The sequence below is a fragment of the Vibrio gazogenes genome (assembly GCF_002196515.1).
Lineage (GTDB): Bacteria > Pseudomonadota > Gammaproteobacteria > Enterobacterales > Vibrionaceae > Vibrio > Vibrio gazogenes_A.
Window position 1 is genome coordinate 2,947,128 of record NZ_CP018835.1, and the last position, 14,241, is coordinate 2,961,368.

At 44.7% G+C, this 14,241-nt stretch carries 12 protein-coding genes and 2 tRNA genes; 6 read left to right on the forward strand and 8 right to left on the reverse strand.

Annotated elements, in window-relative coordinates; all coding sequences use genetic code 11:
- Positions 1–220 precede the first annotated feature (220 nt).
- The 4 genes from gmhB to treC all read left to right on the forward strand — a co-directional run bounded on the left by gmhB (position 221) and on the right by treC (position 5,131).
- Positions 221–775: a D-glycero-beta-D-manno-heptose 1,7-bisphosphate 7-phosphatase gene (gmhB, locus tag BSQ33_RS13490; protein WP_088134597.1), complete on the forward strand. Its 555-nt coding sequence runs from the start codon at positions 221–223 to the stop codon at positions 773–775.
- A gap of 47 nt (positions 776–822) precedes the next feature.
- On the forward strand, positions 823–1,776 hold the full coding sequence (gene treR, locus BSQ33_RS13495; protein WP_021020954.1) for a trehalose operon repressor TreR: 954 nt from the start codon (positions 823–825) through the stop codon (positions 1,774–1,776).
- Between the two features lie 181 nt (positions 1,777–1,957).
- Entirely contained in the window at positions 1,958–3,385 is a 1,428-nt protein-coding gene (treB, locus tag BSQ33_RS13500; RefSeq protein WP_088134300.1) for a PTS trehalose transporter subunit IIBC, read from the forward strand.
- A gap of 63 nt (positions 3,386–3,448) precedes the next feature.
- Entirely contained in the window at positions 3,449–5,131 is a 1,683-nt protein-coding gene (gene treC, locus BSQ33_RS13505; RefSeq protein WP_027694284.1) for an alpha,alpha-phosphotrehalase, read from the forward strand.
- Positions 5,132–5,219: 88 nt separating this feature from the next.
- Here the strand turns inward: treC and BSQ33_RS13510 are convergent.
- From BSQ33_RS13510 to BSQ33_RS13520, 3 genes are all read right to left on the reverse strand, one after another.
- A tRNA-Tyr gene (locus tag BSQ33_RS13510) sits at positions 5,220–5,304 on the reverse strand.
- A 53-nt stretch (positions 5,305–5,357) separates the two neighbouring features.
- Positions 5,358–5,442 (reverse strand) — tRNA-Tyr (locus BSQ33_RS13515).
- Between the two features lie 190 nt (positions 5,443–5,632).
- Positions 5,633–6,238, reverse strand: coding sequence for a YitT family protein (locus BSQ33_RS13520; protein WP_088134301.1), 606 nt, complete (start codon positions 6,236–6,238; stop codon positions 5,633–5,635).
- A gap of 321 nt (positions 6,239–6,559) precedes the next feature.
- On the opposite strand from BSQ33_RS13520, the gene glyA reads away from it, so the two are divergent.
- The gene (gene glyA, locus BSQ33_RS13525) at positions 6,560–7,810 is read left to right on the forward strand and encodes a serine hydroxymethyltransferase (RefSeq protein ID WP_088134302.1); all 1,251 of its coding nucleotides are present in this window, start codon (positions 6,560–6,562) and stop codon (positions 7,808–7,810) included.
- A gap of 141 nt (positions 7,811–7,951) precedes the next feature.
- Here glyA and BSQ33_RS13530 read toward each other — a convergent pair whose 3' ends face one another.
- The 4 genes from BSQ33_RS13530 to ybeD form a co-directional block, all read right to left on the reverse strand.
- Positions 7,952–8,284 carry a hypothetical protein gene (locus BSQ33_RS13530; protein WP_021019419.1) on the reverse strand — a complete coding sequence of 111 codons (333 nt, stop codon included), beginning with the start codon at positions 8,282–8,284 and terminating at the stop codon, positions 7,952–7,954.
- A gap of 222 nt (positions 8,285–8,506) precedes the next feature.
- A complete protein-coding gene (gene lipA, locus BSQ33_RS13535; protein WP_021019420.1) occupies positions 8,507–9,472 on the reverse strand; it encodes a lipoyl synthase in 966 nt (321 codons plus the stop codon).
- Positions 9,469–10,116 carry a lipoyl(octanoyl) transferase LipB gene (gene lipB / locus BSQ33_RS13540; RefSeq protein ID WP_021019421.1) on the reverse strand — a complete coding sequence of 216 codons (648 nt, stop codon included), beginning with the start codon at positions 10,114–10,116 and terminating at the stop codon, positions 9,469–9,471. The genes lipA and lipB overlap by 4 nt, the downstream gene beginning before the upstream one ends.
- A gap of 216 nt (positions 10,117–10,332) precedes the next feature.
- Positions 10,333–10,611 (reverse strand): DUF493 family protein YbeD, encoded by a 279-nt coding sequence (ybeD, locus tag BSQ33_RS13545; RefSeq protein ID WP_005384135.1) that lies wholly within the window; start codon positions 10,609–10,611, stop codon positions 10,333–10,335.
- A gap of 406 nt (positions 10,612–11,017) precedes the next feature.
- On the opposite strand from ybeD, the gene BSQ33_RS13550 reads away from it, so the two are divergent.
- Complete coding sequence (locus BSQ33_RS13550; protein ID WP_088134303.1) at positions 11,018–12,907, forward strand: ATP-binding protein; 1,890 nt, start codon at positions 11,018–11,020, stop codon at positions 12,905–12,907.
- Positions 12,908–13,027: 120 nt separating this feature from the next.
- Here BSQ33_RS13550 and BSQ33_RS13555 read toward each other — a convergent pair whose 3' ends face one another.
- Positions 13,028–14,206 carry a serine hydrolase gene (locus tag BSQ33_RS13555; RefSeq protein ID WP_021019425.1) on the reverse strand — a complete coding sequence of 393 codons (1,179 nt, stop codon included), beginning with the start codon at positions 14,204–14,206 and terminating at the stop codon, positions 13,028–13,030.
- Between the last annotated feature and the right edge of the window lie 35 nt (positions 14,207–14,241).

The window sequence follows — 14,241 nt, forward strand, 5'->3', positions numbered from 1 at the left end:
AATCAGAACAACACCTGCGATTTGGTAGTGGATGCTATGGCTTCATGATAATGAAGTCAATCATTTTCGACGTCTAGACGTCTAAAAGCACCATTGTCGTCATTTGTTCGGAAAAAAGCAATCAAAAAACGCAAACACAATACAAAGGGGATTTGGGTGTATCTCCGCCAGTGAGTTTGAGTATAATAGCCGACATGAATTGGTCGGATGGGGTAAAGCTTTGGCTAAACCAGCAGTGTTTTTGGATCGCGATGGTGTGATTAATGTTGATAGTGGTTATGTTCATGATGAGCATGATTTCCACTTCATTGATGGGGTTTTTGAGGCAACCAAACGCTTGAAGGATATGGGATATCTTTTAGTGGTTGTCACCAATCAAGCGGGTATCGCGCGAGGTTTGTTTAGCGAAGATCGCTTTTTGAGCCTGACTCAGTGGATGGATTGGAATTTCATTGATCACGGCGTCGAATTGGATGGGATTTATTATTGCCCTCACCACCCTGAGCATGGTCTCGATAAATATAAGCAGGACTGTGATTGCCGTAAACCCCGGCCCGGCATGTTTATCTCTGCGCGTGATTTTCTCGACATCGATATGGCAAACTCGGTGATGGTCGGTGATAAACCATCAGACTTGATTGCAGCCCAGGCCGCAGGGGTTAGCACTTCCATTCTGGTCCGCACCGGAAAACCGATCACTGAAGACGGCGAATCACTTGCTGATGTTGTGCTTGCGAGTATCAAAGACGTTCCGGCTTATCTGGCGGCTCGTTGATATGATCACTGTATTACCGCTTCCGGCCGGAGTGAACTGAATTATTCATGAATCATAAGAAGTTAACTATTCTTGATGTTGCCAGACTGGCTGGGGTCGGAAAGTCGACCGTGTCCCGGGTGTTGACTCAGGATGAAAGAGTGAGTCCTGAAACTCGGGCTAAAGTTCTAAAAGTTATTGAAAATTCAGGTTATTCACCGTCAAAATCTGCTCAGTCAATGCGAGGTGGGAGCCAGAAAGTTGTTGGGATTATTATTTCGAGACTGGAGTCCTCTTCTGAAAGCCGGGTTGTGAGCCAGATTCTGTCTGTTTTATATCAGCGTGGTTTTGATGTTGTGATCATGGAAAGCCAGTTCAGTCATGAGAAAACCGCAGAACATCTCTCGGTCTTGGCTAAGCGCCATGTCGATGGCGTGATTGTTTTTGGTTTCTCAGGTCTGGATTTATCGGTTTTGCAAGCATGGCAATATAAGTCTGTTGTGTTTGCCATGGAATCAGAACAGATCTCGACCATCAATTATGATAATCGCCAGATGATTTTGTCCTGTCTGGATTATTTGAGTCGGCAGTCACTATCGGATATCGCCTTCATTGGGGTCGATCCGGCAGATAAAACCACAGGTCAGCAACGTTTGGATGCATACTGTCAGTGGTGTAAACAATCCGGTATGGCACCGAATTATCAGACAGGGCAACTGAGCTTTGACAGTGCCTATACGCTGGTCGACCGGGTGATGCAGGAATCATTACAGGCGATTGTCTGTGCCAGTGATTCTATTGCCATGGGGGTGATGAAGCGCCTTCAGGAACTGTCCCGGGAAGATATCGTTGTGACCAGTGTCGGCCGGAGTGAGTTGCTCTCTTTTCTGTTTCCAAATATTTACAGTGTTGATCCGGGATATGAAGCCGCAGGCCAGCAGGCTGCAGAGCTCTTAATCGAGCATATCGAAGGTCAGAAAACCATCCGGCATTTAGTGCTGTCACCACATCCTACCAAGTGAGATCTACTTCTCATCATCTCGACTGATATTTTTCTCTGGTGTGATCTTTTTCATGCTATGGGACTGTTCCCATTTATTTTAATTTCAGCTATGCCATGATTGTTTTGTGTTGTGGGAATGTTCCCATGGCTATGACGATAACAATCGGATATACGCTGTATGCAAAGTATGAGAGGTCAATATGGCTCGCGACATACCAACAGATGACATCAAAACACTCATCGCTCACATCGGTGGAGCAGACAATATTGCCAGTGTGACGCACTGTCTGACCCGTCTCCGTTTTGTCCTGAAAGACACCGATAGAGCCGACGGTAAAGCGCTGGAAGCGCTGTCGATAGTGAAGGGATGTTTTACCAATGCTGGCCAGTTTCAGGTCGTTATTGGTACGGAAGTCGATCAGGTTTATCACCTGCTTGTTGACATGGCAGGTTTAAAAGATGATTCCAAAGAAGAGACGAAAGTTGCTGCACGGCAGAATATGAACGTGCTGGAACGGGGGATTTCCCATTTAGCTGAAATCTTTGTTCCTCTGTTGCCAGCCATTATTACCGGTGGCCTGATTCTTGGTTTCAGGAATGTGATTGGCGATATCAAAATGTTTGATGGTCAGACCCTGACGCAAATGAGTCAGTTCTGGGCAACCGTTCATTCATTTTTGTGGTTGATTGGCGAAGCTATCTTCTTCTTCCTGCCGGTTGGTGTGTGTTGGTCAACCGTGAAAAAACTCGGAGGAACACCGATTCTCGGCATTACACTCGGGATCACCTTGGTTTCGCCACAACTGATGAATGCTTATCTGATCGGAAAACAGTTACCTGAGGTCTGGGATTTCGGTCTGTTTACGATTGAGAAGGTTGGTTATCAGGCTCAAGTGATTCCGGCGATGTTAGCCGGGGTGGCTCTGGCACTGATTGAAACGCGTCTGAAGCGTATTGTGCCGGACTATCTGTATCTGGTTGTGGTGCCGTTTGTATCGATTATTCTCGCCGTGATTCTGGCGCATGCAGTAATTGGTCCCTTTGGGCGGGAACTGGGGAATGGCGTTGCTTATATTGCTAAATCAGCGATGACCGGTTCATTTGCGGTTCTCGGGGCGATGGTGTTTGGCTTCTTGTATGCCCCGCTGGTGATTACGGGTATCCATCATACAACCAATGCTGTGGACCTACAGTTGATGCAGCAAATGGGCGGAACACCTATCTGGCCACTCATTGCTTTATCGAATATTGCGCAAGCTTCAGCTGTGGTCGGGATCATTCTGATTAGTAAAAAACATGGTGAACGGGATATCTCAGTTCCGGCGGCGATATCTGCTTATCTTGGCGTGACCGAACCGGCAATGTATGGGATTAACCTGAAGTATAAGTTCCCGATGCTGTGCGCCATGATTGGCAGTTCGCTGGCGGCTGGTATTTGTGGTGTGTCCGGTGTGATGGCCAATGGTATTGGTGTTGGCGGCTTACCGGGCATTCTTTCAATTCAACCGCAGTTCTGGGGCACTTTTTTACTGGCGATGGTGGTTGCGATTGCTGTTCCCACACTATTGACCTTATTTTTGTACAAACGTGCTCAGGCGAAAAATGCCGTTGAAGTGGCGGGTGCATAATCGGTTTTAGTCGTGAAGTTTATGACGATTTTTTCTTTCTTTTTAGGTAAGTGAGTACTGATGATGATTCAACCGACATCAACTGATCAATGGTGGAAGACCGCGACGGTATATCAGATTTATCCCAAAAGTTTTTGTGATACGAGTGGTTCCGGGACTGGTGATCTACAAGGCGTGATCTCAAAGCTGGATTATCTGGCAGGGTTGGGAATTGAGGTGATTTGGCTGACTCCGGTTTATCCTTCCCCAATGGTCGATAATGGTTATGATATTTGTGATTACTATGATATCCATCCTGAATTTGGCACATTAAGTGATTTTGAGCGCTTACTGGCAGAAGCCCATCGGCGTCATATCAGAGTGATGATGGATATTGTCGTCAACCATACCTCGACAGCACATCCCTGGTTTCAGGATGCGTTGGGTAATTTGTCCAGTCCTTATCGGGACTACTATATCTGGCGTCCTGCCAAAGAGGGGGGAGTCCCCAATAACTGGCAGTCAAAATTTGGTGGAAGTGCATGGGAGTCGGATTTAAACACAGGCGAATATTATCTGCACTTGTTTGCGAAAGAGCAGGCTGACTTAAACTGGGAAAATCCACACGTTCGTGAAGAAGTGAAGAAGATTATCTCATTCTGGGCTGAAAAAGGTGTCGATGGTTTTCGGCTGGATGTCATTAACCTGATCTCGAAACACCAGAATTTTCCGGATGATGATGCGGGGGATGGGAAACGTTATTACACGGACGGTCCGAGAGTTCATGAGTTTCTTCAGGAGATCAGTACGGCTGTGTTTCAGAAATATGGCTGTGTTACGGTCGGAGAAATGTCTTCGACGACCGTTGAACACTGTCGCCGGTACTCGGCTCTGGATGGCAAAGAACTCTCAATGGTTTTCAATTTTCATCATTTGAAAGTGGATTATCCCAATCATGAAAAGTGGGTCAATGCACCGTATGACTTTATTGAACTGAAGAAAATTTTCAATCATTGGCAAACCGGCTTACACGATTCGGGATGGGGGGCTTTGTTCTGGTGTAATCACGACCAGCCACGGGTTGTCAGCCGTTTCGGTCATGAGTCTCAATATCGGGTCGAGTCAGCAAAAATGCTGGCAGCAACATTACATATGATGCAGGGAACGCCTTATATCTATCAGGGTGAAGAAATAGGGATGACGAACGCGGGGTATGGTTCGATTGAACAATACCGGGATATCGAAAGTCTGAATATGTATGACATTCTGGTGCATCAGCAGGGAATGGCAGAAGGAGAGATGCTGGATATTCTGGCTCAGAAATCCAGAGATAACGCTCGTACCCCGATGCAATGGAATCGTGAATTGTATGCTGGATTCAGTCGGGTAAAACCGTGGATTGATGTGGCAGAGAATTATACTGAAATTAATGTCGCTGCTGCACTTCGGGATCCTGAATCAATTTTTTATTTCTATCAACAACTGATTCGGTTGAGAAAAGAACTGGACGTGATTACCTTCGGAGATTATCGGGATCTGTATCCGGATGATAAAGCGATTTGGGGTTATATCAGACAATCAGAACGGCAATCACTGATTTGTCTGAGTAACTTTTCTGAGCGGTTGCAATACTGTGAGTTACCTCCCGATATGATCAGTCGTCCGGCTCGCTATCTGTTGGGGAATTATACTGGACTCAATATGCAGCATGTAGAGACATGCCAACGATTAAGGCCTTACGAAACCCGGATTATTTTGGTGGATTGATGACGATGGTGTGGAACAGAATGGTGATGGCCTGTTGTTGACGGATGACCGATAAGAAAAAAGCCAGCAAAATGCTGGCTTTTCTATATGGTGGAGGGGGACGGATTCGAACCATCGAAGGCAGTGCCGGCAGATTTACAGTCTGCTCCCTTTGGCCACTCGGGAACCCCTCCAGAGTTTTGTTCATGCCCGAATCAAGTCAAGAATGATTCAAACATGTTGAATATGGTGGAGGGGGACGGATTCGAACCATCGAAGGCGGAGCCGGCAGATTTACAGTCTGCTCCCTTTGGCCACTCGGGAACCCCTCCAGGGTGTGCACTTTATATTGAAGAAATATTCCCGAAACATCTCTTCGGTGCGGGGCGCATCATAGCAAACCTATCCAGCCTGTAAAGACTTTTCTAAAAATTTATGACTGAGTGATGTCTTTTTGGACAAATGAGTTATTTCTTATTCAACATCAGGATATGTAAGACAAAATCCAATGCACTTTCTTGTTTATGGTGAACTGTAAGTGACAGAATATCGAGATGGTTTATGATTCATCGCAAGTACGATATTCAGTACCGCTGCGCTGAGTATTGAAACCGCAATTGTCGCTGGGGGCAGGTAAAATAAGGATGCACCGACAATTGACGCATCAATACATAACTGTGTTTTACCCACAGAGATCCCGAATTTATCCTGAATCAATAAGCAGAAGACATTGAATCCGCCTAAGCTTGAACGATGGCGGAAAAGGATCAACATCCCCAGCCCCATGAAAAGCCCACCGGTGATTGCACAGTAAATGACATTAACATGTGTGAACAGAATGAAGTGTGTAAATAGCTCGGTAAACAGGGAGACCAGTAGGCCGGAAATCAAACTGTTTAGCGTGAACCGGCGACCAAACCGTTTCCAGGCGAGCCAATAGAAAGGGGCATTACACAGCAGATATAGTACACCAAAAGAGTAGGGGAATAACTGGTTGAATAATAATGCCAATCCGGCAGTCCCGCCGGTGATTTCATTGGCCGCTTGCAGAAACATAATTCCCTGAGCAACCAAAAAGCTCCCGGTTATCATGGCAATGATGTCTTCCTGAAATGTGTGTTTTTCCATCGATAGTCAAAAGTATTGGGATAATTTGCGGAGCATACTAAAGAAAAGGTGATACTTTCGGTAGCTAGCGGTGGTAAATTCAGGTAAACCTATGTCTTTGGTTTTTTACATCATGTAAACCCAAAAGTTGACACTCGTGATGCTATCGTGGTGTGACTTTTCGGTATCATGAAAAAACTGCATGATAATTTGTCTATTTGGGCTTTATGACATAAACCAATTTAGGTAGAATACGCGCCAAGTTAAGAGACGAAAACGTTTGCGTTAAGTCAGAATGTAGTTTTATTAAACTTTCCAGTCAATCTGAGTCAGGAGATACAGATGCTTAAGCGTGATATGAATATCGCTGATTATGATGCGGATCTTTTCGCAGCCATTCAAGAAGAAACTCTTCGTCAGGAAGAGCACATTGAACTTATTGCTTCAGAAAATTATACCAGTCCACGCGTCATGGAAGCTCAGGGTTCTCAACTGACCAATAAATATGCAGAAGGCTATCCGAGCAAGCGTTATTATGGTGGTTGCGAGTATGTCGATAAAGTTGAAACATTAGCGATTGAACGTGCATGCCAATTGTTTAACTGTGAATACGCAAACGTCCAGCCTCACTCCGGTTCTCAGGCGAACAGTGCTGTATATATGGCATTATTGAATCCCGGTGATACGGTTTTAGGGATGAGCCTGGCTCACGGTGGTCACTTAACGCACGGTTCACCGGTTAACTTCTCCGGTAAACATTATCATGTGATTCCTTATGGCATTGATGAAAGTGGTCAGATTAACTACGAAGAAATGGAATCGCTGGCCGTTGAACATAAGCCGAAAATGATTATCGGTGGTTTTTCTGCTTATTCACAGATTGTTGATTGGGCTCGGATGCGTGAAATCGCTGATAAAGTCGGTGCTTACCTGTTTGTTGATATGGCTCATGTGGCAGGTCTGGTTGCTGCTGGTGCTTATCCAACGCCGGTTCCTCACGCTCACGTTGTCACAACCACAACACATAAAACATTAGCGGGCCCTCGTGGTGGTTTGATTCTGTCAAACGCTGGTGAAGATATGTACAAAAAACTGAACTCTGCTGTATTCCCCGGTGGTCAGGGTGGTCCTCTGATGCATGTGATTGCAGCAAAAGCGGTTGCGTTCAAAGAAGCAATGGAACCTGAATTTAAAGCGTATCAGGAACGTGTTGTGCAAAATGCAAAAGCGATGGTTGCTCAGTTTCAAGCTCGCGGCTATAAGATTGTCTCAAATAGTACCGAAAACCACCTTTTCTTAGTTGATTTGATCGACAAAGATATTACGGGTAAAGACGCAGATGCAGCGCTCGGTGCAGCAAATATTACAGTGAATAAGAACTCTGTACCAAATGACCCGCGTAGCCCATTTGTGACATCTGGCATTCGTGTCGGCACACCAGCGATTACCCGACGTGGCTTTACTGTCGATGATGCGAAAGAGTTGGCAGGCTGGATGTGTGATGTGTTGGATAACATCAATGATTCAAGTGTGATTGATGCGACCAAAGCAAAAGTGCTTGAAATTTGTAAGCGTCTCCCTGTTTACGCATAAGTCGTTTTGACATTCTGGTGATAAAAATAAACCCGCTTTAAGCGGGTTTATTGTTGTCAAATCAAGTCGATTCACAGCCAAACAAGATATTTAAAAGTGTCAGGGAAAGGGCAATCGCTTGAGGACATCCTCAGTAAAGGATTAATCTTTAGAGATGCTCAGTGTCGTACCTGACTTACACTTAAATAAGTAGTAATTTTCACTTTCAGTAAATTTGCCTAATCCTTCGCCATCACAGTAATCAATATTGATCCCGCGCATGACTTCGAGTGTATCTTCTGATTTGAGCGCAAATTTAGAGCCGTCGGCACAGACGATGCGAACGCGCCCTGCATTATCCAGCGAGTAGACTTTCACGTCGGTATTACAAAGTTCAAAAGACGCTTCACGGTAGTTATCTTCTTTGGTATTTGAAGCACAACCTGCGAGTGTGAGCGCGAGTCCGACAATGCCCCAGATAGTGGCAGTTTTCATCATATATATCCTTACATCGACAGTGAATTCAAGTTGTCCTCTAGACTATAGAACAACGATCAGAGATTCAATATCATGACACAAATTATGGCAATCGTTTCACATTTGCTATGGCGGTGTTGTTTCTAAGCAAATCGAAAGCATGGCTGTGAGAACGACTTGTGCGAGTTCGTGCCGTTGATAGAGCACTCAGGCCGATGTCATACCGGCCTGAGTTGGGGATTATTTTACTTCAACGCCTTTAGCTTGCAGATCGGCATGATAGGATGAACGAACAAATGGACCACATGCTGCATGAGTAAAGCCCAGATCAAGCGCAATGTCTTTCAGTTCATCAAACTCTTCTGGCGGCACATACCGTTCAACAGGTAGGTGATGGCGGCTCGGTGCCAGATATTGGCCCAAAGTCAGCATGGTTACACCGTGGGCACGCAGATCTTTCAGCACTTCGACGATCTCTTCTTTGGTTTCACCCAGCCCCATCATCAGACCCGATTTAGTCGGGATATCGGGGTGTTGCTGTTTGAATTTTTGTAATAACTCAAGAGACCATTTGTAATTTGCACCGGGTCTGACTTTGCGGTACAAGCGGGGTGCTGTTTCCAGATTGTGATTGAATACATCTGGTGGATTATCTTGCAGGATGGTCAGTGCTGCATCCATTCGACCTCTAAAATCAGGCACCAGCGTTTCGATACGAATATCAGGGTTGAGTGCCCGGATTTCTCGGTTACAGTCGGCAAAATGCTGAGCGCCACCATCACGTAGGTCATCTCGGTCAACCGAGGTGATAACCACATATCTGAGTTTCATATCCCGAATTGTTTGCGCCAATTTGTTTGGCTCTTGTGCATCCGGTGTTAAAGGACGTCCGTGTGCGACATCACAAAAAGGACAGCGACGCGTACAAATCGCGCCCAAAATCATAAAGGTCGCGGTGCCGTGATTAAAGCATTCTGCCAGATTGGGACAGGACGCTTCTTCACAGACTGAATGCAGATTATTCTTGCGCATGGCGGATTTAATATCCTGAATGCGCTGACTATCCGATGGCAGCTTAATCTTCATCCATTCGGGCTTACGCAGTTGTTCTTTCTGTTCGGTCGGCATGTTTTTGACCGGAATCAGTGCCATTTTGTCAGCGTCGCGGTATTTGACGCCTTTTTCCATTTGAATTGGTTTGCTCATGATATTGCTTCTGTTTTGAATTCTACATGCTCGTAACCCAGTGTTGTTACAAGCGTTGTGATGAGTTGTTCTTCGACGGTGTGCATGTCGGATGGGCCGCCGAGCTCACGGATCTGAACCATTTCCATACCTTGATAACCACAAGGGTTAATTCTTAAAAATGGGGATAAGTCCATATTGACATTCAGAGCCAGTCCATGGAAAGAGCAGCCTCTGCGAATCCGTAGTCCCAGAGAGCAGATTTTTTTATTGTCGACATACACACCGGGCGCATCGGCTCTGGCCTGTGACTGAATATCAAATGCATTCAGGGTCTCGATGACAATGTTTTCAATGTGTGTGACGAGTTCTCTGACGCCAAGCTTCTTACGTCTTAGATCGAGAAGAAAATAAACGACCAGTTGCCCGGGTCCATGATAAGTGACTTGCCCACCGCGATCACTCTGGATGACGGGGATGTCTCCCGGGTTGAGAATGTGTTCCGCTTTTCCGGCTTGACCCTGCGTAAACACAGGATGATGTTCAACCAGCCAGACTTCATCACAGGTTGTCTCTGTTCGCTGGTCGGTAAAATCGTGCATCGCTTGCCAGATAGGCTGATAGTCCTGTTGACCGAGTCGTTTGATAACGAGTTGGTTCTCCATAATATGACTCATCCGCGATAAATAAAGTGTTTGGATTATAAACTGCTTCGAGCAATGGAACTACTCAATGATGATAAAAAAATGGCCGCATCTTTAGATGAGCCATTCTAACGATCTGATTAATAAGGAAAGACTACTGTTGTTATATTTCAAAAAAAATTGAATCTTTCAAAAAATAATAGAGTTTTGCGATTGTATATACAGCTTTTATCTTGCTTACAGAACCATACGTACAATATCAATCTCACCTAACTCTTTGTAGAGTGTCTCGACCTGTTCGATCGATGTCGCGGTGATATTGATAGAAACTGAATGATAGTTTCCTTTCGCGCTTGGCTTAACGGTTGGACTGTAATCACCGGGTGCATGACGTTGGATGACCTCGAGAACCAGTTCTGGTAACTCCGGTTTTGCATGGCCCATAACCTTGTAGGTAAATGAACAAGGAAATTCAAGCAAATCTTTCAGTTTTGCATCTGAGTTTATTGTCAACATAAGTGCAACTCCGGCTGAGGTCGATAGATAAGGGAGAGAATCATACTGATTAATGACATGGATCTCAAGATGCACTTTTATGCTCAAATTGTGTGTATTTGTGTGGTTTCTCGCAAACTTTATCGGTTTATTGAATGATTTTAGTTATATAAAGTTAGTTTATATTCTGAATGTGAATTTACTCGAATACTGCTTTAGTGAAGGGTGTGGTACTCAATAAAAAATAAATGTATAAAGATTAATATGTTAGTGAAGTGCTATGCAGATGAGCGTGTTCGGCTGTGATTCGTCTTATATTGAGCGTATTGTTTATGCAACTAATTCGTGTGTGCTGAAACTGAATCTTGGGGTTATTCTGATTAGAGATGACATTGATTTTGTCGTGGGTTTTGTAGGTTAAGAAATAATGCAGCAGATTGCTAAAAACGCGCATCGAAAAAAAATTCGTATTCAAGAAACATGGAAGTTTGTCCTGTTCTGTTGTGTGTATGTCATTTCCTGTGTTTCTTTTGTGGCATATCTGTATGTCCAAGCGAAGCAATCGATTGAGGATGATCTGAATAATCGGCTCTATCATGGTGCTTTGGTCGCCTCTGCGGTTTTGGGAGAGCATTACCATGACGAATTAATTAATAAAAATTCTAAAACGGAAGCCGAAGATTGGCATGCGATCGAGCGATTGACCGAATATAGCAGAAAGATGGATCTGACTTATATTTATACGGTGATTGAGCGGGGCGGACAGGCGGTTCTCGTATCATCCAGCGCATCTAAAGATGAGTTGAAAAATAATACTTATGTCCGCTTTTTTGATCCCTATCCTGATGCCAGCCACCAATTACTCACCGCATTACATGAAGATCGTATTATCTGGGCGGATTATGATGACCATTGGGGCGACTTTCGTGCTGTCTTCGTCCCGATGCGATCCGCAGATGGCTCGCGCTACATTGCTGCGGCCGAGATGTCGATGAGAGAGTATTACGCACACCAAAAAGCAGAGGAAGGTGAGACTCGCCTTCGCTTGGCTGGATTTTCTATTTTTCTCTTTATCAATTTCAGCATTTTGGTTGGGGTGTATTTAACGTATATCCGACATAACTTGATGCAGTTACGTCGTAGTACCGCTGCACTACAAGCGGCCAGAAAAACCGCTGAATCTGCCAACCGGGCCAAAAGTAAATTTGTTGCGGTGATGAGTCATGAAATCCGAACACCGTTGAATGGCATTCTTGGTGCCACCGAACTTCTGAGCCATTCCCGTTTGGATGCCAAACAGCAAGAGTTTCTCAATATTATTGAGTCTGGTGGGAGTTCATTACTGGCGATTGTGAATGATATCCTTGATCTGTCGAAAATTGAGGCAGATAAAATTACCTTCGAGCCTGACAACTTCGAGCTACGTCCACTGATCTCGACCGTGATTGATTTAATTCGTCCACAACTGAAATCGTCAGAGATTCAACTGAGTTATGAGATTAGCGATGATGTGCCTCAATATATCCGGAGCGACCCCAAAAAGCTGCAACAGATTTTGATTAATTTGTTAGGGAATGCAGCCAAGTTTACTTATCACGGTGAAATTCATCTTCGCGTAAATCTAACATTCGATGAGAGTAAGCCTCGTCTTGTCTTTAAGATTAAGGATTCAGGCATCGGGATTGAACAAGAACACCTGAAACGTCTGTTTCAGCCTTTCATGCAAGTGGGGTCCCACGTGGGAGGCACAGGGTTAGGTCTTTCGATTTGTAAGAGCTTTGTTGAAATGATGGGGGGAGATATTCAGGTCGAAAGTATGCCCGGACTTGGGGCGACATTTTGGTTTGATATTCCCTATCAGGGCGTCGGACAGGGGAGTGACCCAGCTGTTAAAAACAGACTGTCGCTCCAGTATCATAGGCCGCTGAATATTCTGGTGGTCGATGATAGTTCACTCAATCAATCGTTAGCTCGGTTTATGTTGGAGAAATTAGGTCATCGGGTTTATACCATCGAAGATGGCACCCAAGTGTTAAAGACGGTCCAAAACAGCAATTATGATGTGATTTTAATGGATATCTACATGAGCAAGATGAACGGGATGGAAGCAACACGTGAAATTCGCCGCCAGATTGAGATGAAGCAGCCTTATATTGTCGCTTACACGGCTAACGCCAGTGAAGAAGATATTGAGCAGTATAAAACCTGCGGAATGGATGATGTACTGCCGAAACCCGCACAGCTTAAAGATATCGAGAGAGTGTTGCGTCGAGAGTCACTGCTTTGGCCACAACGGACAGCAGAACAAGAGACATAATCGGCAGGCCGTGTACAAGATTGGATGGTTCGATAGCACGAAGCGCTTAGTGACAAAAAAGCCTGACATCGTGTCAGGCTTTTTCTTGAGGGTGATTTTTACATCACGCTATCGTCAGGATTAGAATAACCCTTTAAATAACAAGACGATGTAATCCCATAGACGACTGAAAATACCACCTTTGTTGACATCTTCCAGTGCGATTAATGGATATTGAGCAACATCTTTACCTTCGAGCTGGTAGTACAGTTTACCAACGACATCACCTTTCTTAATCGGGGCTTCCAGCTCTTTCTCTAAGACAAAACTGGCTTTCAGGTTTTTCGCTTGTCCTCTTGGTAACGTAACATAGGTATCTTTATCCACACCTAATGCAACCGTATCTTTGTTACCCATCCAGATACGCTCATTAATAAACGTTTCTCCGGCTTTATGCGGTGCAACAGTTTCAAAGAAGCGGAAGCCATAGCTGAGTAGTTTTTTACTTTCTGACTTCCGTGCATTTGAACTTTTCGTCCCCATCACTACAGCGATCAAACGCATGTTGCCTTCTGTCGCTGAGCTGACAAGGCTGTAACCTGCATGGCTGGTGTGGCCTGTCTTGATGCCATCAACGTTCATGCTCTTATCCCAGAGCAGACCGTTACGGTTATATTGGGTAATGCCGTTATAAGTGAATTTCTTTTCAGAATAGAGTTTATATTCGTTTGGCACATCGCGAATCAGTGCTTGTGCCAAAATTGCCATATCATAAGGCGTTGAATAATGATTACCGTGGTCTAGTCCGTGTACGTTTTCAAAATGAGTATTCTTCATACCGATGGTGTTGGCCCAGGCATTCATCAAATCGACAAACGCATCTTCGGAACCTGCGACATGCTCAGCCATCGCCACACACGCATCATTACCGGATTGGATAATGATACCGCGGTTTAAGTCTTTCACTTTCACGGTTGTTCCAACTTCGATGAACATTTTGGATGAGTCCGGAAAGTTTTTCGCCCATGCGTTTTTACTGATAACCACATCGTCATCTGGAGAAATGTTGCCACGAGCCAGTTCTTGACCGATAACATAACTGGTCATCATTTTGGTCAAACTTGCTGGGGGCAGTTTGGTGTTCATCTCTTTTTCTGCAAGGATCTTACCTGAATGATAATCCATCAGAACATAGCCTCGGGCTGCAATTTGAGGTGCATCCGGAACCACTATCGGAGAGGCTGAAGCAGTGAATGTAAATATTGCTGCTAAGGCAATAAAAGGGGTAGAAATCGACTTCAAAAATATTTTTTTATTCATGATAAATGCAGAATTTTACGATTAGTTATATATAT

Excerpts from the sequence above, each read along its gene's own strand:
- treR (WP_021020954.1), top strand. The coding sequence starts at position 823 with ATGAATCATAAGAAGTTAACTATTCTTGATGTTGCCAGACTGGCTGGG.
- lipB (WP_021019421.1), bottom strand. The coding sequence starts at position 10,116 with ATGGAGAACCAACTCGTTATCAAACGACTCGGTCAACAGGACTATCAG.
- ybeD (WP_005384135.1), bottom strand. The coding sequence starts at position 10,611 with ATGTTGACAATAAACTCAGATGCAAAACTGAAAGATTTGCTTGAATTT.
- treC (WP_027694284.1), top strand. The coding sequence starts at position 3,449 with ATGATTCAACCGACATCAACTGATCAATGGTGGAAGACCGCGACGGTA.
- BSQ33_RS13550 (WP_088134303.1), top strand. The coding sequence starts at position 11,018 with ATGCAGCAGATTGCTAAAAACGCGCATCGAAAAAAAATTCGTATTCAA.
- BSQ33_RS13555 (WP_021019425.1), bottom strand. The coding sequence starts at position 14,206 with ATGAATAAAAAAATATTTTTGAAGTCGATTTCTACCCCTTTTATTGCC.
- treB (WP_088134300.1), top strand. The coding sequence starts at position 1,958 with ATGGCTCGCGACATACCAACAGATGACATCAAAACACTCATCGCTCAC.
- BSQ33_RS13530 (WP_021019419.1), bottom strand. The coding sequence starts at position 8,284 with ATGAAAACTGCCACTATCTGGGGCATTGTCGGACTCGCGCTCACACTC.
- glyA (WP_088134302.1), top strand. The coding sequence starts at position 6,560 with ATGCTTAAGCGTGATATGAATATCGCTGATTATGATGCGGATCTTTTC.
- lipA (WP_021019420.1), bottom strand. The coding sequence starts at position 9,472 with ATGAGCAAACCAATTCAAATGGAAAAAGGCGTCAAATACCGCGACGCT.
- BSQ33_RS13520 (WP_088134301.1), bottom strand. The coding sequence starts at position 6,238 with ATGGAAAAACACACATTTCAGGAAGACATCATTGCCATGATAACCGGG.